We start from the raw sequence: 17,907 nt of genomic DNA, 5'->3' as shown, positions 1-17,907 counted from the left end.
AAATTTTACGCGCGCCAAACCATAAGACGATGAAAATAGTCATCGTCCCTATGACACGTGTTTATTATGCTCTTCGTTATGTCGTTAACTTTATGTTTTAAGATCGAGATAGCATGACTTCCAAACGAGCACCTACGCGCTGCGCTTGGTCGGCAATACCACCTACCCATTCAAGAATCTTGTACAAGAACATGACATCGATAGGGTTCATGTCAGACTCAATCGCCATCAACTGTTGACGAAGTTCAATCTGCATAGCATCGGTATCATCTTCGATGACATCTAATTGATGAATCATTTCAGCGACGAGCGTCACTTCACGACCTTTGAAGCCGGTTTCTAGCAATTCATCAAGTTCATTGATTACCTTTTGCGCCTGATCGGCAGCATCAAGACAACGTTGAACGTAAGCGAGGAAGTTTGGTTGGAGAGCCTCAGGAATGACAAGTTGACGACCATATACACGGCCAGCAATGTCTTTTGCCAGGTTTGCAAGTTTGTCCTGCTGAGTCAGAAGCTCAAGCATGTCAGTACGGTCTACTGGCATGAACAAACCGCGAGGCAGTTTTAGACGGATTTCACGTTTCAGCACGTCCGCTTCTTTCTCTAGGTGAGAAATTTGTGCACGGATTTCAGATGCTTTTTCCCAGTCACCCTTTGAAGATACTTCAAAGAATTTCACCAAGTGTGAACAACATTCGTTGACACACACAACGTGGCGTTGCAAAGGCTTAATTGGGGACTTTGCAAATAACCCCATAATTGTATTTACTGGCATGGTCATTCAACCTAATAACTATAACCTTAAAAAAACATACACCATTTCTGAGTGCTTGGCGAAATGTTGAACGATGGCTATAAAGGCGCGCATGGTAACGCATTAAATCGCTCATTAAAACTGTTTTAGATCATCATTCCGGCGATATTTCTCTCTTGCCGTGCGAGAAATTACGCAATATCCTGTTTCTATCTGCTTTGAAAGGTATAGCTATGGAAACCGAAATAGAACTGAAGTTTTTTGTTTCTCCTGAATTTTCAGAAACTTTAAAAGAAAAAATTTCTGAGACAAAAGTACTTCAGCATAGTTGTCGTGACTTGGGTAACACCTACTTTGATACCGCCGATAAATGGCTGAGAAAGCACGACATTGGTTTAAGAATTCGCCGTTTTGATGATGTATTCGTCCAAACCGTAAAGACAGCAGGACGCGTCGTCGCAGGCTTACATCAAAGACCAGAATACAATGCTGAGCACACTAGCGACGAGCCTAATCTGTCGCTTCATCCTGTAGACATTTGGCCGCCAGGTAAAGACGCAGCAACGCTGCAATCTGAGCTTATGCCGTTATTCTCGACCAACTTCACACGTGAACAGTGGCTGATTGGCATGCCAGACGGTAGCCAAATAGAAGTGGCGTTTGACCAAGGTATGGTCGTCGCCAAAGGTGAAGATGGGGAAGAGAAACAAGAACCGATTTGCGAAGTTGAACTGGAACTTAAATCGGGCCAAACCGATGCCCTATTTACACTAGCACGTAGCTTTTGCGAGCAAGGTGGCATGCGTTTGGGTAACTTGAGTAAAGCGGCGAAAGGCTATCGACTTGCAAGTGGCTATGCAGGTGATGAAGTAAAATCGTTGGCGCTTGTGGACAGTAGCCCGACGGATACCGTTGAATACTGCTTGATCAACTCTTTAGAACACGCCCTATCTCACTGGCATTATCACGAGCAAATTTATGCTGAGCGTGACAATGTGGAAGCGCTACGTGAAATCAGCAATGCCATTCGTTTTATTCGTCAAACATTGACCATTTTTGGTGGTGTTGTCCCTCGTCGCGCGAGTGCGATTCTGCGCCAAGAGCTTAAATGGTTGGAAGAAGAACTGAGTTGGTTGGATGAGCATGCACACCTTGAAGAGCTCTTAGATGACAAAGGCAATGTGCTGCGTAAGTTGGATGCGCGTAAGTTCTTAGTATCTGAGTTGACTCAGCAGTTACAAGAGCTGCCAAGCCGTGAAGAAGTGCTAGGGTTGCTCAATTCCGCGCGTTACACCGGGTTATTGCTGGATCTTAGTCGCTGGATCTTAGCGCGTGGCTGGCAGCCGTTTCTTGATGAAAAAGCGCGCGAAAAAATGGCAAGTAATATCATGCCGTTTTCAGTCACTCAGCTCGATCGCACTTGGGCAGAACTAATGGAAGCTTTCCCTGCAGAGCGCGACCTGACGGCGCAAGAGTACGTTGATCAGCGCTATCGCTTGCTACGTAATCTCTATACTGGTATTGGTTTCGCGAGTCTATATAACTCGGATGAGCGTAACAGCTTCCGTTTGCCATGGGCGGATCTGGTGCATGGTATCGATGATCTGCTAATGCTGAACCACTTACTTCCGTTGGTTGATATGTTGGAAGACGCAGAAAAAGAGCAGTTAGAACGCTGGTTGCACCGTCAAGAGCGTTCAATTTTGCATGCAATGGATCAAACCCGAGCGATCAGTGTGGAAGTTCAGCCTTATTGGCGTGAATGATCACCTTGAGTACCTGTACAAAAAATAGGACCGCATGGTCCTATTTTTTTGTCTCTGTTTTGCTTTGTTGCAGCTCTTTTTCCATGAAATCGAGTCGTTCTAGTATTTGCGCTTGTTGGTTTAGAAGCTGCTCGAGCATACGTTCTTTATTGATTGAGCTGTGCGTCTGTTGTTTTGTCGGGGCAGTAAGGATAGAGGTGATAAGACCCGAAATCATACCAAAGATCCCCACACCACAAACAATGATGATGACGGCTAAAAACTTTCCTACTGAGGTCACCGGATAATGATCGCCGTAACCAACGGTTGAGATCGTTACGAATACCCACCACAAAGCATCGGCGCCAGTGCGAATATTTGCTTCTGGGTTTTTCGCTTCGATAAACAGCATTGCACTAGAGCCGAGCGTAATGAGGATCACCATCAACAGTAATATTGAGGCGACCGTGGTTTCGCGGCGGTTTTCTTTGAGCTGATGCAAAATGAACTTCGACGAGCGCAGTACTAATACCACTCGAAGAATATGAAAGATACGAGCAAAGCGCAGTGGCTCTATTAATGGGATGCTCGCCACGAAATCTATCCAATGACGTTTAAGAAATAGCCACCGATCTGTGGACCGGATCAAATCAATGGTGAGCTGTAATAGAAAAATACTACAGATTATGAAATCCAGACCGATAAGAACTTGACGGGTTTCGTGATCGATCGGGAAAAACAACAAGCCAGAGATCACAAATAGTGCCATAAAAGACAATATTAGTGACAACAGGCCCATCGGTCGTGTGCTGTCTTTGATATCATTGTTTTTCATACGAAGCTCGAAATAAATCGCGTAACCACGCTAAACGCGAACATAACTATAAGTAATATAAAGATTATAGATAAAGACTATATAAGACTCGGTGGAGAACTGACAATGGAAAAGCTGGCATTTAAGCCATGGGAAAGGGTCATATCCGACATTCGACTGGTTCCTAAAATGGTCATGTTGATGGTCTTCAGTACTGTCCTGATAGTGGCAAAACAACTGTGGGACGCGAACACCTTTTACGATTCACTTTTAGCGGCGACACAAAACGCGCAAGTTGCCCAACAGCATTACGAAGCATACTTAACGCAAGTTGCTTGGCAAACCGCCTTATTGATTGTGGTTTTTGTCGTGCTCTTATTAGCGGCGGCTAGAGTGATGCTGCGTCAAACACAGTATCTGAGCGACGCAATCAAACTGATGGCGAGCAAGAACCTCTCCGTGCCATTTGGTATGGATTGTAAAGATGAATACGGAGACGTGGCACGTGAATTAGAAAAGACACGTTGCCAATTGCACGATGTGATTCAAATGCAAATTAATGCTTCTGATGAGTTATCCACACTCACGGAAGTGATGACGCTGAGCATGTCGGAAACGAAGGAATCGGCGCAAGAAGAGTTTAACGAAATTGACCAACTTGCGACGGCGATGAGTGAAATGTCGTCGACGGTGCAAACCGTCGCAGAACATGCTCAGACGGCGTCTTCTCTTACAGAGCAAGCTTCCTCACAAGCGATTTCTGGTCAACAGTTCTTGCAAAGTACGATGGCGAAAATGAGTGAACTCTCGTCGGACATCGCTTCATCGGCGCAGGCGGTTAACCAGGTCGAAGAACGTGTTGAATCCATTGGTAGTGTTGTGGGTACGATTCAAGGTATCTCTGAACAAACTAACCTGCTTGCACTGAATGCGGCTATTGAAGCGGCGCGAGCTGGCGAGGCGGGTCGTGGTTTTGCGGTGGTTGCAGATGAAGTTCGTAACCTTGCACAGCGTACACAACAAGCGACGGTAGAAATTCAAGAGATGATTGCTCAGCTGCAAACCAGTGCAGAATCTGCTGTAGAACTCATGGAGAAAAGCGTAGTGGAAGCGGCCGACGGAAACGAGCTGGTTTCTAATGCTGGATCTGAGCTCGATGGTATTGTTGGGCAAGTGACGCAAATCAATGACATGAACTTCCAGATCGCGACGGCGTCTGGTCAGCAAAGCAGTGTTGCAGAAGAGATGAGTCAAAACCTCACCAATGTACGTGAGCTAGTGGAGGCCTCGGTTGTGGTTGTGACAGAGCTGCTAGAAACTTCTGAAATGATGCAAAATAATGCTGGCGAGTTAGACAAGAAGATCAAATCTTTCCAAGTTTAATATTCCATCCAGAACTTTTGATAAAACGCCCACAAACCTTTTGTGGGCGTTTTTATTTGCTTTAAGTCTGGTATAAAGAATGAGTTACCGTGCTTTTCAAACAAGGAAGAAAAATGCAGCTGCCTTCGCCACTGATTTCTATCGCTGAATCTGCCGTACAAAATGCTCAAGAGGCAGGTTATTTTCCCCTTTGGCCAGATGAGATTGCGCAGCAATTTCGCTATGTGGCGGGCTTAAGCCAGTTTATCACCGAAGCCATTCATCGCGATGAAGTCCTAGCGCGTGAGTTGCCAAACATGTTAGCGCAACCAAGTCGTCAAGAGTCTTACCGCTCACGTCTTGCTGCACTGTTGGGACAATGTCCGGATGAGATGTCTGGTCATCGCGTGTTGCGTCAGTTTCGCAACCGAGAAATGGTGTACATTGCGTGGAAGGATTTCACGCATGCATGGTCGCTAGAAACGTCTTTAAGCCACTTATCCGAGTTGGCAGAAGCGATGATTTTTGAAACCTATCAATGGCAATATCAAGCGTGTTGTCAGGAGTGGGGAACGCCGACGAGTGAGGAAGGTGAAGTACAGCCGATGTTGATTATCGGCATGGGGAAACTGGGTGGCGGCGAGCTAAACTTTTCATCCGATATCGATCTGATTTTCACGTATCCAGAAAACGGTGAGACACAAGGCGCGCGCCGCAGTATTGCCAATGCCCAGTTCTTTACTCGCCTTGGTCAACGCATCATCAAAGCGCTCGATCAACAAACCTTCGATGGTTTTTGTTACCGTGTCGACATGCGACTGCGTCCGTTTGGTGAGAGTGGTCCATTAGTCATGAGCTATGCTGCGCTTGAAGATTATTATCAAGAACAGGGACGTGACTGGGAGCGTTACGCGATGATCAAAGCTCGAGTGATGGGGTGCGAAATGTACCCGCAATACCAAGAGCTACGCCAAATGCTGCGTCCTTTTGTTTTTCGTCGCTATATTGATTTCAGTGCGATTCAGTCTTTGCGTCGGATGAAATCGATGATCAGTAGTGAGGTTCGCCGCCGAGGTTTGAACAACAACATTAAGTTAGGCGCAGGTGGTATCCGAGAAATTGAATTTATCGCCCAAGTTTTTCAATTAATTCGGGGTGGTCGCGAGCCTTCTCTTCGTAATCGAGGGTTGTTGGAAACGCTGCAAGGCATTGAAGAGCTGGCGTTACTCACTTCGCAAGAAGTCAGCAGTCTAGAAGCCGCATACAAGTATTTACGTCAATTAGAAAACTTGTTGCAAGCGATGGCGGACAAGCAAACCCAGACGCTGCCTGATTGCGAAACCGAACGCTTAAAGCTCGCTACCGCGATGCAAATGACCTCTTGGGACCAACTGATTGAGCAAACTCAGCAGCACATGGCGAATGTCCATCAAGTATTTGAGTCGTTAATTGGTGATGATGAAGAAGACGAGGGTACTACGGTTGCTCGTCATTTTCATGAGCTATGGGATATGGCGAACAAACAAGATGTGCTTGAGCATATCTTACAGCAGGATATTCAGGTTGAAGACTTTGCTTCATGCGCGAAAACCATCATCAACTTTAAAACCGACCTGGCTAAAAAAACGTTAGGACCGCGTGGACGCGAAGTGTTAAACCGTTTAATGCCGAAGGTATTTGATGCGGTGTTTGCCCACCCTGATGCACAGTTTGGTTTACCGCGAGTGCTGCATTTACTGCACAATATCTGCACTCGTACGACTTATCTGGAGTTATTGGATGAGCATCCAGCTGCTCTAGTACAGCTCGTGCGTTTGTGTACCGCAAGCCCAATGATTTCAGAGCAGCTATCTCGGTATCCGATCTTACTCGATGAGTTGATCGACCCTGCACAGTTGTACAATCCAATCCCATTAGACAGTTACCGTACAGAGCTGCGTGATTATCTGGCCCGTATTCCAGAAGATGATATGGAGCAGCAAATGGAAGCGTTGCGCCAGTTTAAGCAAATCTGCATTTTACGTATTGCGGCGGCGGATATTGCTGGTGCATTGCCGGTGATGAAAGTGAGTGATCACTTAACCTATTTGGCGGAAGCTATCGTTGATGCTGTGGTCAGTCAGGCTTGGTTGCAAGTGTCCGAAAAATACGGCGAGCCAACGCATGTAAAAGATCGTGAAGGCAAGGGTTTTGCCGTCATTGGCTATGGCAAAGTCGGTGGTTGGGAACTCGGCTATAACTCCGACTTGGATATCGTCTTCATGCATGACTGCCCAGTCAATGTCTATACAGATGGCAAGAAGGAAATCGACGGTCGTCAGTTCTACCTTCGCCTAGCGCAGCGCATCATCCATATTTTCTCGACTCGCACCGCTTCCGGCATTTTGTACGAAGTCGATACCCGCTTGCGCCCGTCTGGCGCGTCAGGTTTGTTGGTTAGCCCAACCGATGCGTTTGACGATTATCAGCATCAAGAAGCCTGGACATGGGAGCATCAAGCACTTGTGCGCGCGCGCTTGATTTACGGCGATGAACCCCTTGCTATTGCATTTCACAATACGCGACATGATGTGTTGTGCAAAGCGCGCGATCGGGCGGAACTGAAAAAAGCCGTTGTCGAAATGAGAGAGAAAATGCGCGGTCATCTTGGGGGGAAAAAGCCCGGCCGTTTTATGCTCAAGCAAGATGTGGGAGGGATTACCGATATCGAATTTCTCGCTCAGTACTTAGTGCTCAACTATAGTCACGATAAGCCGAAATTAACGCGTTGGTGTGATAATGTGCGCATCTTTGAAACGCTGATTGCACAAAATGTCATGGACGAAGACCAGGCAATGCAGTTGATACGTGCCTACACGACAATGCGAAACGAAATACACCGAAGAAATCTACTCAATTTAGATGCTGATGTGGTGGAAGATAAGTTTGTTGCCGAAAGGGAGTGGGTAAAACAGGCTTGGAATCAGTGGTTCAGTTAAGACCATATATTTAGCCTCGATAAGGGCTGTGATAAACTCACTTCGATTTAATTTTTGGAGACCAATAATGAAACCAATTCTACCTGATTACAACAGCGCTGGTGTGCTCATCATCGGTGATGTCATGCTAGATCGTTACTGGTATGGCCCAACCGGACGTATTTCTCCTGAAGCGCCGGTTCCTGTTGTAAAAGTAGAAAACAATGAAGAGCGTCCTGGTGGTGCTGCGAACGTTGCGATGAATATCGCATCACTAGGTGGCCATGCTCACATTGTTGGTCTAACAGGGGAAGATGAGCCTGCAAAAGTGCTGACGGAGACGCTGAGCTCACTCAATGTGAAATGCGATTTCGTTGCACTGCCGGATTACCCAACGATTACGAAGCTTCGCGTAATGAGCCGTGGACAACAGCTTATTCGTCTCGACTTCGAAGATAAGTTTGAAAACACGGATTCTGCACCTGTGCTATCGCGTATGGATGCCGCTCTGCCAAACGTTAAAGCCGTGATTATGTCTGACTACGCAAAAGGCTCGTTAGAGCATGTTCAGGCATACATCCAAAAAGCGCGCGCAGCAAACATTCCAGTTTTCATTGACCCTAAAGGTGCGGATTTTGAACGCTACCGCGGAGCAACACTCTTAACACCAAACATGAAAGAGTTTGAAGATGTCGTTGGCAAAGTAAAATCAGACCAAGAGCTGGTTGAAAAAGCACTTCAGCTTGTTGAAGAGTTTGATTTTGAAGCGCTACTGGTTACGCGTAGTGAAAACGGCATGACGTTGATCCGCCGTGGTCAAGAGCCATTCCACCTTCCGACTCAAGCGAAAGAAGTGTACGACGTGACAGGTGCTGGTGATACGGTGATTTCTGTACTTGCAGCTTCAGTTGCGGCGGGTAAATCCTTCGAAGAAGCGTGTGCACTAGCGAATGCTGCGGCAGGCGTTGTTGTTGGTAAGCTTGGTACCTCGACCTTGTCTGAAATTGAACTGGCAGAAGCGGTACATGGCAGCCAAGACACGGATTACGGTGTGATTTCAGAAAAAGCGCTGATTGAAGCAGTGAAAAAAGCCCGTGCACGTGGCGAGAAAGTCGTTATGACAAACGGCTGCTTTGATATTCTTCACGCTGGGCATGTTTCTTACCTCAATCACGCTGCAGAACTTGGTGATCGCCTGATTGTTGCGGTGAATACCGATGAATCAGTGAAGCGTCTTAAAGGGCCTGGTCGTCCTGTGAATCCAACCGATCGCCGCATGGCGGTATTGGCAGGTTTGGGCGCTGTGGATTGGGTTGTACCATTTAGTGAAGATACGCCGCAACGTTTGATCTCGGAAGTTCTGCCAAGCTTGCTAGTAAAAGGTGGTGATTACAAGCCAGAAGAGATTGCTGGTGGTAAAGAAGTCATTGCTGCAGGTGGCGAAGTTCGTGTATTGAACTTTGAGGATGGTTGCTCAACCAGTGAAATCATCAATGCAATCAAAGGCGGTAAGGGCTAAGCCTACGATTTGTTGGCATTGAAACGCTATTTGTTTGTAAAAGGTCGCCAAGTGCGGCCTTTTTGATACTTGATGTTCTGAGATACTTTTCGTCTCTTAACGGCAAGCAATAAAAAACGCCAGCTGATAAATCAACTGGCGTTTTTATTTATTGAGAACTGAAGCATTCAGTCAGCAATTATTTTGCCGCTTTCAAACCTGCATCAACGTCTAAGATGTCTTGTTCGCTTAGCGTACCAACGGCTTGGCGTAGCTGAAGAACACTTAAGATGTAGTCGTAACGAGCGTTCGATAGGTTTTTATTCGCATCGTATAGACGACGAGTTGCGTCTAGCACGTCAACGATAGTACGAGTACCCACATCAAAACCTGCTTCTGTTGCTTCTAGTGCAGAGCGCGCAGAAATAACGGCTTGCTCATAAGCACGTAGTGCGCCGATAGAGGCGTTAATGTTGTTGTTTTGTGCGCGAACATCTTTTACTACGCTGCGGTATTGTGCTTCAAGATCTTCACTTGCTGCCACGTACGCGTATTCAGCCTGTTTGGTTTGAGAGGTGACGTTACCACCCGTGTATAGCGGCACCGCAAGGTTCACACCGATATTGAAGTTGTCTGTGGTGTTGTCACGAGAGCTATGAGACGTATCACCGTAGTTGTAACCACCGTCTAGAGACAGCGTCGGTAGATGACCAGAACTTGCTAGTGAAATATTGTCACGTGCGATATCTTGAAGAATACGTGAAGATAGCAAGGTCAGGTTTTTGGTTTTTGCTTCTTCAATTAGTGATTCAGCAGGCACGGTCGATGGGCTAGCAGTGAAGCGGCGAGTGTCCAAGATGTTGAGATCTTTGTGTTCTTGACCGGTGATTTCACGTAATGACTCGTAGCTGTTAGTCAGTGCGTTTTCTGCTAACACTTCATCCGCCAGTACTTGGTCGTACTGAGCTTGCGCGTCGTGTACGTCAGTGATCGCAGATAAACCTACTTCAAAACGCTGTTTTGTTTGCTCTAGTTGACGACCCACTGCGGCTTTTTCTGCACGGACGAAAACAAGGTTGTCTTGTGCGCGTAGAACTTCAAAATACGCTTGTGAAACACGAAGAATTAGTGCTTGTTGAGTCGCAGCGTAAGTTGCGTCTGCTTGGCGAGCACTTTTCTCAGCGGTATCTAGCGAGATCCAAGATGCGCGGTTGTAAAGTGCTTGTGAAAAGCTAACACCAGCGGTTAGAGCGTTGGCATCGTTTGATACGTCATTGACTAGATTTGAGTCGTATTCAGTATCACCACGAGTTAAGTTGTAACCTGCTGTTAGGTTAATTTGTGGTAATAGAGCACTACGGCTTGAGGTGATTGCTTCGAAAGCTTGGTCACGTTGTGCTGCTACACTGAGCAATTGTGGATCATTTTGTTTTGCTAAGTCGTAGATTTCAGCCAAAGAGTCTGCGAACGCAGACGTACTCATGCTACCTAGCGCTGCACTGATAAATAGTGGAAGCAATTTTTTCATTTTCTATTCCCGCGGTCAATAGATTGGTTAATTCTCAGTAGTTTAACTCAATTTGCACGATATTTACTCTAAAGTTTGCACTTTTTTACACGTAATTATCCAGTTGTGCAATAAATTTTCACCAAAGACTTAAATTAATTTGTAACTATTGTACAAAAAGTTGAGCCAAGTCCTTTGAGCAAGCGAATAACAATGAGTAAACTACAAGATTCACTCAGAGAGGTGTCGAATGCAACAGTGTGACAAACAACAAAAGGATTTTACTTCGCAAGATGTAAAAGTCATCTCGAAAGAAACCTTATTTGAAGGCTTTTTCAAAATGGTGAAATATCGCTTTCAGCATAAGCTATTTGCTGGAGGTTGGAGCGAGGTTGTCGAACGAGAGATGTTCGAGCGTGGTCATGCTGCAGCGATGCTTCCTTATGATCCAAATACGGATCAAGTGGTTATCATTGAACAGATTCGAGTAGGAGCCTTAGAGCATCAACACCCATGGCAGCTAGAGGTTGTCGCGGGTATGATTGACCGTGATGAATCAGCTGAAGCCGTCATTCGCCGAGAAGCTGTCGAAGAGGCGGGGATACAAGTGGGGCGTGTTGCGCCAGTCACTTCTTATTATCCTTCAGCTGGCGGTTGCTCGGAAAAGTTGGACGTATTTGTTGGTGAAGTGGACGCATCTAAAGCGCACGGCATTCATGGTTTAGACTATGAGAATGAAGATATTCGCGTACATGTTTTGAGTCGTGAGCAAGCATATCAATGGGTGAAAGACGGAAAATTTGAAAATGGTGCGTCGATTATTGCGTTGCAATGGTTGCAATTAAACCATCAAGAGTTGAAGTCGCAGTGGGGGCAACCCCAAATGGTGGAGAGTAAGTAATGGCACAAGTGGCTGAAAAACAGAGGTATCATGTTGATTTAGCGGGTCTAATGAGAACCTATGAGACCAACTACGCTAAATTGAACGCCTTATTGCCTGCTTCTGCCGAAGTTGGGGATGTACGCTGCTATCAAGCGGCGAACATGGTTTATCAACTGACCGTGAATGAAATCACAAAATACACCACAGTTGTTGAGATATGTCAGAGTGATGAAACGCCAGTGTTTCCTTTACCGACGATGTCTGTCAGGCTTTATCACGATGCGAGAGTAGCCGAAGTATGCTCAAGCGGAGAGTTCTCTCGCATAAAAGCTAAGTATGATTATCCCAACGACCAACTGATGCAGAAAGATGAAAAGCATCAACTAAACACATTCCTCGGTGAATGGCTGACGTTTTGTTTACGAAGTGGTATCAGTAGAACACCACTTGCCTTCAATTGATCGTCACGTCACTAAAGGAAAATAACAAATAACGATATAGTGGACGAATCAGGTTTTCATTTTGCAATCATCTAGTGACAGCATCAAACTTTTACAAATTACGGATACTCATCTGTTTGCTGCCGATGAGGGAAGTTTGCTGAGCGTAAAAACGGCCGATAGCTTTAACGCTGTTGTTGCTGATGTTTTACGCCGCAACGTGGCGTTTGATTACATCTTGGCGACAGGGGACATTTCCCAAGACCATAGTGCAGAATCTTATCAGCGCTTTGCCGAAGGCATTGAACCGCTAGAGAAAGACTGCTTTTGGCTGCCTGGTAATCATGACTACAAGCCCAATATGGGCAGTGTATTACCTTCGCAACAAATCAAAGCGGCAGAGCATGTATTGCTTGGCGCGCATTGGCAGTTGGTTCTTTTAGACTCGCAAGTTGTTGGCGTTCCCCACGGACGCTTGAGTGATCAGCAGTTAGCGTTACTCGAAGAAAAGTTAGCAGAACACCCAGAAAGGCACACACTTGTGTTGTTGCATCACCATCCATTATTGGTGGGAAGCGCGTGGCTTGATCAACATACCTTAAAAGATGCCGAAGCGTTCTGGCAGGTTGTCGATCGTTTTGATAACGTGAAAGGCATTCTCTGTGGTCATGTTCATCAAGATATGAATGTGCTTCATAATGGCATTCGAGTGATGGCAACACCCTCGACGTGTGTTCAGTTTAAGCCTAACTCGGATGATTTTGCCCTCGATACGACTTCGCCTGGTTGGCGTGAACTGCAGTTGCACGCTTGTGGTGATATTACGACCCAAGTGGGCCGACTTCCTGACGGCCAGTTCCAACCAGACTTCTCTTCTAACGGATACTAACGCGCCCGAGCTCTATGTTCGGGCTCGCTTTTTTGTGCGAGATATCTATGAGTAAACCTTCACTTCTTCTGTATATCCATGGCTTTAACAGTTCTCCACTCTCAATGAAAGCCAATGTGATGAGAGCATACTGCGAGCAGTATCGTCCTGATATCAAAGTGATTGTTCCCCAGTTACCTTGTTATCCTCAACAAGCGGCGAAAATGTTGTTGGATATCATCGAGCAATATAAAGACGACTATAACATTGGTCTGGTAGGCAGCTCATTAGGCGGCTTTATGTCAATGTGGCTAAATGACAAGTTTGGATTTAAAGCGGTTGTGGTCAACCCCGCAGTTAAGCCTTATGAGTTGTTAGTAGATTATTTGGGTGAGCAAACTAACCCTTATACGCACGAAACCTATACACTTGAAGCTTGTCATATTGACGAGTTAAAAGCTCTTGATGTACAAAGCATCGCGTCGCCACATTCTTTCTGGTTGTTACAGCAGACAGAAGATGAGGTTTTAGACTATCGACAAGCGGTAGATAAGTTTGCAGACGCTAAGCAAACAGTAGAACAAGGCGGTGATCACAGTTTTGTAGGCTTTGAGCGTTATCCTGCACAGATTATCGAATTTCTAGAACTGTAATTCGAAAGCGATTGGAAAAGGCTCATAGTTTTTATTGATATATCCAACCGTTTCTTGACATGGGCGGTATGCTTTCCGACTATGTTTTGCCAAAAGATCTTAAGGGTCGAGGACCCTGGCTACTTTGTTATGCATCATGTTTACAATCACTTAGTGATGTGAACAGGGTGGCTTTTTCGTTTCCTGAGTATGGGTTCACCCATTGGTGATATTCAGGCAACAAGTAAACTTTGAGAATAATTCCGTATTATGACTGAACAATATAATGCTGGTGCCATTGAAGTACTGAATGGCTTAGAGCCAGTACGTCGCCGACCAGGGATGTATACGGATACAGCGCGCCCAAACCATTTGGGCCAAGAAGTTATCGACAACAGTGTCGATGAAGCGCTAGCCGGACATGCCTCAAAAGTACAAGTCATCCTACATGCCGACCAATCACTAGAAGTGATCGATGATGGTCGAGGCATGCCTGTTGATATCCACCCAGAAGAGAAAGTGTCGGGCGTAGAGTTAATCCTATGCAAGCTGCACGCAGGTGGTAAGTTCTCTAACAAAAACTACCAATTCTCTGGTGGTTTGCACGGGGTAGGTATTTCGGTAGTAAACGCGTTGTCAAAACGCGTTGAAGTAACCGTTCGTCGTGATGGCCAAGTGTATGAAATTGCGTTTGAGCACGGTGATAAAGTCTCTGACCTGACCGTAACCGGCACATGTGGTCGTCGCAATCGCGGTACCAGCGTGCATTTCTGGCCTGATGCGAAGTACTTCGATTCGGCTAACTTCTCTGTTACGCGCCTAGTCAACAACCTGCGCGCAAAAGCGGTTTTGTGCCCGGGCCTAGAGATTACATTAACCGACAAAGTTAATGGTAAAGACTATAAGTGGTACTACGAAGACGGTCTTAAAGACTATCTTGCGGAAGGCGTAAAAGGCTACCCAGTTATTCCTGAAGAACCATTTACTGGTGAGTTCTTGGCGGATACCGAAGCGGCAAACTGGGCGGTAATTTGGCAGCCAGAAGGTGGTGAGATGATCACCGAAAGCTACGTTAACCTGATCCCAACCGCTCAAGGTGGTACGCACGTTAATGGTCTACGCCAAGGCTTGTTAGAAGCGATGCGCGAATTCTGTGAGTTCCGTAATCTATTACCTCGTGGCGTGAAGCTAACGGGTGATGACGTTTTCGACCGCTGTTCTTACGTGTTGTCGGTTAAAATTCAAGATCCGCAATTTGCAGGCCAGACCAAAGAACGTCTGTCTTCTCGTCAAACCGCGGCATTTGTCTCTGGCGTAGTCAAAGATGCGTTCAGTCTTTGGTTGAACGAAAAGCCTCAGCTAGCAGAGCAATTGGCAGAAGTCTGTATCGCTAACGCGCACCGTCGTATGCGTGCAGCGAAAAAAGTCGTACGTAAGAAAGTGGCGTCCGGCCCGGCACTGCCAGGCAAGTTGACCGACTGTTCAGCACAGGACTTAAGTCGCACTGAAATCTTCTTTGTGGAGGGGGACTCTGCGGGTGGCTCGGCAAAACAGGCACGTGACCGTGAATTCCAAGCCGTGATGCCACTGCGTGGTAAGATCTTGAACACGTGGGAAGTCTCTGCCGATCAAGTTCTTGCGTCTCAAGAAGTACACGATATCTCAGTGGCTTTGGGGATTGATCCTGACAGCGATAACCTTGAGGGGTTGCGCTACGGTAAGATCTGTATCCTTGCCGATGCGGACTCGGATGGTCTTCACATCGCAACGCTGCTTTGTGCTCTATTTACTCGTCACTTCCGCGCGCTGGTTGAAGCGGGCCATATCTATGTGGCGATGCCGCCTCTGTATCGAATCGATTGCGGGAAAGAAGTGTTCTACGCTCTCGATGACGATGAAAAAGATGGCATCTTAGAGCGCTTGTCGAAGAAGAAAGCCAAAATCAACGTGCAACGATTCAAAGGTCTGGGTGAGATGAACCCACTTCAGTTGCGTGAAACCACCATGGATCCTAACACGCGTCGCTTAGTGCAGCTAACCATTGACGACTCTACGGCGACCATGGAAATGATGGACATGCTGCTAGGCAAAAAGCGTGCAGATGACCGTCGTTCTTGGCTACAAAACAACGGCGACTTGGCAGAGGTGTAACGGATGTCTACAGAAATTACCTACGATGGCGTCGAACAATTGCCAATGCGCAAGTTCACTGAAGACGCTTATCTGAACTACTCGATGTACGTCATCATGGACCGCGCCTTGCCATACATTGGTGATGGCTTAAAGCCGGTTCAACGACGCATCATTTATGCGATGTCAGAGCTTGGTCTCTCTGCATCAGCAAAATACAAAAAATCTGCACGTACCGTTGGTGACGTGTTAGGTAAATACCATCCGCACGGTGATTCAGCGTGTTACGAAGCGATGGTATTGATGGCTCAGCCATTCTCTTACCGCTATCCATTAGTGGATGGTCAAGGTAACTGGGGTGCGCCAGATGACCCGAAATCATTCGCGGCAATGCGTTATACCGAAGCAAAACTGTCTAAGTTTGCTGAAGTATTGCTAGGCGAACTGGGCCAGGGTACGGTTGAATGGCAACCTAACTTTGATGGCACAATGAAAGAGCCACAAATGTTGCCAGCACGTCTGCCTCATATCCTGCTTAACGGTGTAACCGGTATTGCGGTTGGTATGGCAACAGATATCCCACCGCATAACGTTCGTGAAATCGCAGATGCGACTATTCATTTGATCGACAACCCGAAAGCAGAACTGCCGGACGTGATGCAATATGTTAAAGGTCCGGATTACCCAACAGAAGCAGAAATCATCTCGCCGCAAGCGGATATTGAGAAGATTTACCGCAACGGTCGCGGCAGCATCAAGATGCGCGCGGTATGGCACAAAGAAGGTTCTGATATCGTTATCACCTCTCTGCCACACCAAGTATCGGGTGCAAAACTGCTTGAGCAAATCGCCAACCAGATGCGTGCGAAGAAGCTACCAATGGTTGACGATCTTCGTGACGAGTCGGATCACGAGAACCCAACGCGTATCGTTGTGGTACCTAAGTCAAACCGCGTCGATTGTGATTTGTTGATGAACCACTTGTTCGCATCAACGGATCTTGAGCGCAGCTACCGCGTTAACTTGAACATGATTGGTTTGGATAATCGTCCTCAAGTTAAAGGTCTGGTGCAAATTCTGTCAGAGTGGATTGAGTTCCGTCGCACGACCGTACGTCGCCGTCTACAACACCGCCTAGACAAAGTCATGGCTCGCTTACACATTTTGGAAGGTTTGTTGGTTGCTTACCTAAACCTAGATGAAGTGATTGAGATCATCCGTACTGAAGATGATCCTAAAGCGGTATTGATGGCACGTTTTGGTATTACCGATATCCAAGCGGATGCGATTCTAGACACCAAACTTCGTCACTTAGCCAAACTAGAAGAGATGAAGATTCGTGGTGAGCAAGACGAGCTAGAGAAAGAGCGCGAGAAGCTAGAACAGCTGCTCGGTTCTGAGCGTCGTCTAAACACACTACTGAAAAAAGAAATCAAAGCAGACGCAGAGAAATACGGTGATGACCGTCGATCTCCATTGGTTGAGCGTGCAGAAGCAAAAGCGCTTACTGAACGTGATCTTGTTCCAAGCGAACCAATCACGGTTGTGCTTTCTGAGAAAGGTTGGATTCGTCACGCGAAAGGCCATGACGTAGATGCAGAAGGCCTGAACTATAAGTCGGGTGATAAATACTTAGCGCATGCGCGAGGTAAGAGTAATCAGCCTGCGGTATTCCTAGGTAGTGACGGTCGAAGTTACTCTCTGGAATCGCACTCGCTGCCTTCTGCTCGTAGTCAAGGTGAGCCGATTACCGGTCGTTTGAATATTACGGCTGGTAGCAGTATTCGCCAAGTGATCATGAGTGAAGAAGATCAGCTGTGGCTGGTGGGCTCTGATGCAGGTTACGGCTTTGTATGTAAAGGGGCTGATTTGCTGTCTAAAAACCGCAGTGGTAAAGCGCTGGTCACTTTGCCGGCTAACTCTGAGGTCATGACGCCAAAAGCGATTGAAGATTTAGATTCTGATGAAATCTTAGCAATTACTAACCAAGGTCGCATGCTGCTGTTCCCAATCAAAGACCTGCCACAACTGGCGAAAGGTAAAGGGAATAAGATCATCAACATTCCTGCTGCTAAAGCAAAAGAGCGAGAAGAAGTACTATCTCACTTAATGTCTTTACCAAAAGGTGCATCGTTAACGTTGTACGCGGGTAAGCGAAAATTGGGTCTTAAACCGTCTGACCTTGATAACTTCCGTGGCGAACGTGGTCGCCGAGGTGGGTTATTACCAAGAGGTTTGCAGCGAGTCACTCGCATTGAAGTTGAGCTGGATGATTCCGATACGACGGAAGCACCGAGCGATAGCGAGTAACGCA

General features: G+C 46.6%; 13 protein-coding genes. 10 read left to right on the top strand and 3 right to left on the bottom strand.

Annotation, left to right across the window (positions count from 1 at the left end):
- Positions 1–97: 97 nt before the first annotated feature.
- The gene (locus FKN16_RS07080; RefSeq protein WP_031780508.1) at positions 98–778 is read right to left on the bottom strand and encodes a TIGR00153 family protein; all 681 of its coding nucleotides are present in this window, start codon (positions 776–778) and stop codon (positions 98–100) included.
- Positions 779–990: 212 nt separating this feature from the next.
- Here FKN16_RS07080 and FKN16_RS07075 point away from each other — a divergent pair, with 212 nt between their 5' ends.
- A complete protein-coding gene (locus FKN16_RS07075) occupies positions 991–2,523 on the top strand; it encodes an inorganic triphosphatase (RefSeq protein ID WP_005395946.1) in 1,533 nt (510 codons plus the stop codon).
- Positions 2,524–2,563: 40 nt separating this feature from the next.
- On the opposite strand, the gene FKN16_RS07070 is transcribed toward FKN16_RS07075, so the two are convergent.
- Entirely contained in the window at positions 2,564–3,337 is a 774-nt protein-coding gene (locus FKN16_RS07070; RefSeq protein ID WP_170902362.1) for a potassium channel family protein, read from the bottom strand.
- Between the two features lie 105 nt (positions 3,338–3,442).
- On the opposite strand from FKN16_RS07070, the gene FKN16_RS07065 reads away from it, so the two are divergent.
- The 3 genes from FKN16_RS07065 to hldE all read left to right on the top strand — a co-directional run bounded on the left by FKN16_RS07065 (position 3,443) and on the right by hldE (position 9,154).
- On the top strand, positions 3,443–4,699 hold the full coding sequence (locus FKN16_RS07065) for a methyl-accepting chemotaxis protein (RefSeq protein ID WP_170902361.1): 1,257 nt from the start codon (positions 3,443–3,445) through the stop codon (positions 4,697–4,699).
- Between the two features lie 113 nt (positions 4,700–4,812).
- On the top strand, positions 4,813–7,656 hold the full coding sequence (glnE, locus tag FKN16_RS07060; RefSeq protein ID WP_012842167.1) for a bifunctional [glutamate--ammonia ligase]-adenylyl-L-tyrosine phosphorylase/[glutamate--ammonia-ligase] adenylyltransferase: 2,844 nt from the start codon (positions 4,813–4,815) through the stop codon (positions 7,654–7,656).
- Positions 7,657–7,723: 67 nt separating this feature from the next.
- Entirely contained in the window at positions 7,724–9,154 is a 1,431-nt protein-coding gene (hldE, locus tag FKN16_RS07055) for a bifunctional D-glycero-beta-D-manno-heptose-7-phosphate kinase/D-glycero-beta-D-manno-heptose 1-phosphate adenylyltransferase HldE (RefSeq protein ID WP_012842166.1), read from the top strand.
- A 178-nt stretch (positions 9,155–9,332) separates the two neighbouring features.
- Here hldE and tolC read toward each other — a convergent pair whose 3' ends face one another.
- Positions 9,333–10,661: an outer membrane channel protein TolC gene (tolC, locus tag FKN16_RS07050; RefSeq protein ID WP_170902360.1), complete on the bottom strand. Its 1,329-nt coding sequence runs from the start codon at positions 10,659–10,661 to the stop codon at positions 9,333–9,335.
- Between the two features lie 229 nt (positions 10,662–10,890).
- On the opposite strand from tolC, the gene nudF reads away from it, so the two are divergent.
- The 6 genes from nudF (at position 10,891) to parC (ending at position 17,903) form a co-directional block, all read left to right on the top strand.
- Entirely contained in the window at positions 10,891–11,541 is a 651-nt protein-coding gene (gene nudF, locus FKN16_RS07045; RefSeq protein WP_170902359.1) for an ADP-ribose diphosphatase, read from the top strand.
- Positions 11,541–11,984, top strand: coding sequence for a DUF1249 family protein (locus tag FKN16_RS07040; RefSeq protein WP_005395930.1), 444 nt, complete (start codon positions 11,541–11,543; stop codon positions 11,982–11,984). The genes nudF and FKN16_RS07040 overlap by 1 nt, the downstream gene beginning before the upstream one ends.
- Before the next feature lie 61 nt (positions 11,985–12,045).
- The gene (gene cpdA / locus FKN16_RS07035) at positions 12,046–12,852 is read left to right on the top strand and encodes a 3',5'-cyclic-AMP phosphodiesterase (protein WP_170902358.1); all 807 of its coding nucleotides are present in this window, start codon (positions 12,046–12,048) and stop codon (positions 12,850–12,852) included.
- Between the two features lie 47 nt (positions 12,853–12,899).
- Entirely contained in the window at positions 12,900–13,484 is a 585-nt protein-coding gene (yqiA, locus tag FKN16_RS07030; RefSeq protein ID WP_170902357.1) for an esterase YqiA, read from the top strand.
- Between the two features lie 249 nt (positions 13,485–13,733).
- Positions 13,734–15,614 carry a DNA topoisomerase IV subunit B gene (gene parE / locus FKN16_RS07025; RefSeq protein WP_006743361.1) on the top strand — a complete coding sequence of 627 codons (1,881 nt, stop codon included), beginning with the start codon at positions 13,734–13,736 and terminating at the stop codon, positions 15,612–15,614.
- Positions 15,615–15,617: 3 nt separating this feature from the next.
- On the top strand, positions 15,618–17,903 hold the full coding sequence (parC, locus tag FKN16_RS07020; protein WP_006743360.1) for a DNA topoisomerase IV subunit A: 2,286 nt from the start codon (positions 15,618–15,620) through the stop codon (positions 17,901–17,903).
- The last annotated feature ends 4 nt before the right edge of the window (positions 17,904–17,907 follow it).

This window comes from Vibrio sp. 11-4(1), assembly GCF_013048625.1.
GTDB classification, from domain to species: Bacteria; Pseudomonadota; Gammaproteobacteria; order Enterobacterales; family Vibrionaceae; genus Vibrio; species Vibrio diabolicus.
Note: the sequence above shows the minus strand (reverse complement) of the source record. Positions and strands in the feature narration are given on the sequence as shown.

Coding starts and splice junctions, on each gene's coding strand:
- FKN16_RS07080 (WP_031780508.1), bottom strand. CDS start 778: ATGCCAGTAAATACAATTATGGGGTTATTTGCAAAGTCCCCAATTAAG.
- FKN16_RS07075 (WP_005395946.1), top strand. CDS start 991: ATGGAAACCGAAATAGAACTGAAGTTTTTTGTTTCTCCTGAATTTTCA.
- FKN16_RS07070 (WP_170902362.1), bottom strand. CDS start 3,337: ATGAAAAACAATGATATCAAAGACAGCACACGACCGATGGGCCTGTTG.
- FKN16_RS07065 (WP_170902361.1), top strand. CDS start 3,443: ATGGAAAAGCTGGCATTTAAGCCATGGGAAAGGGTCATATCCGACATT.
- glnE (WP_012842167.1), top strand. CDS start 4,813: ATGCAGCTGCCTTCGCCACTGATTTCTATCGCTGAATCTGCCGTACAA.
- hldE (WP_012842166.1), top strand. CDS start 7,724: ATGAAACCAATTCTACCTGATTACAACAGCGCTGGTGTGCTCATCATC.
- tolC (WP_170902360.1), bottom strand. CDS start 10,661: ATGAAAAAATTGCTTCCACTATTTATCAGTGCAGCGCTAGGTAGCATG.
- nudF (WP_170902359.1), top strand. CDS start 10,891: ATGCAACAGTGTGACAAACAACAAAAGGATTTTACTTCGCAAGATGTA.
- FKN16_RS07040 (WP_005395930.1), top strand. CDS start 11,541: ATGGCACAAGTGGCTGAAAAACAGAGGTATCATGTTGATTTAGCGGGT.
- yqiA (WP_170902357.1), top strand. CDS start 12,900: ATGAGTAAACCTTCACTTCTTCTGTATATCCATGGCTTTAACAGTTCT.
- parE (WP_006743361.1), top strand. CDS start 13,734: ATGACTGAACAATATAATGCTGGTGCCATTGAAGTACTGAATGGCTTA.
- parC (WP_006743360.1), top strand. CDS start 15,618: ATGTCTACAGAAATTACCTACGATGGCGTCGAACAATTGCCAATGCGC.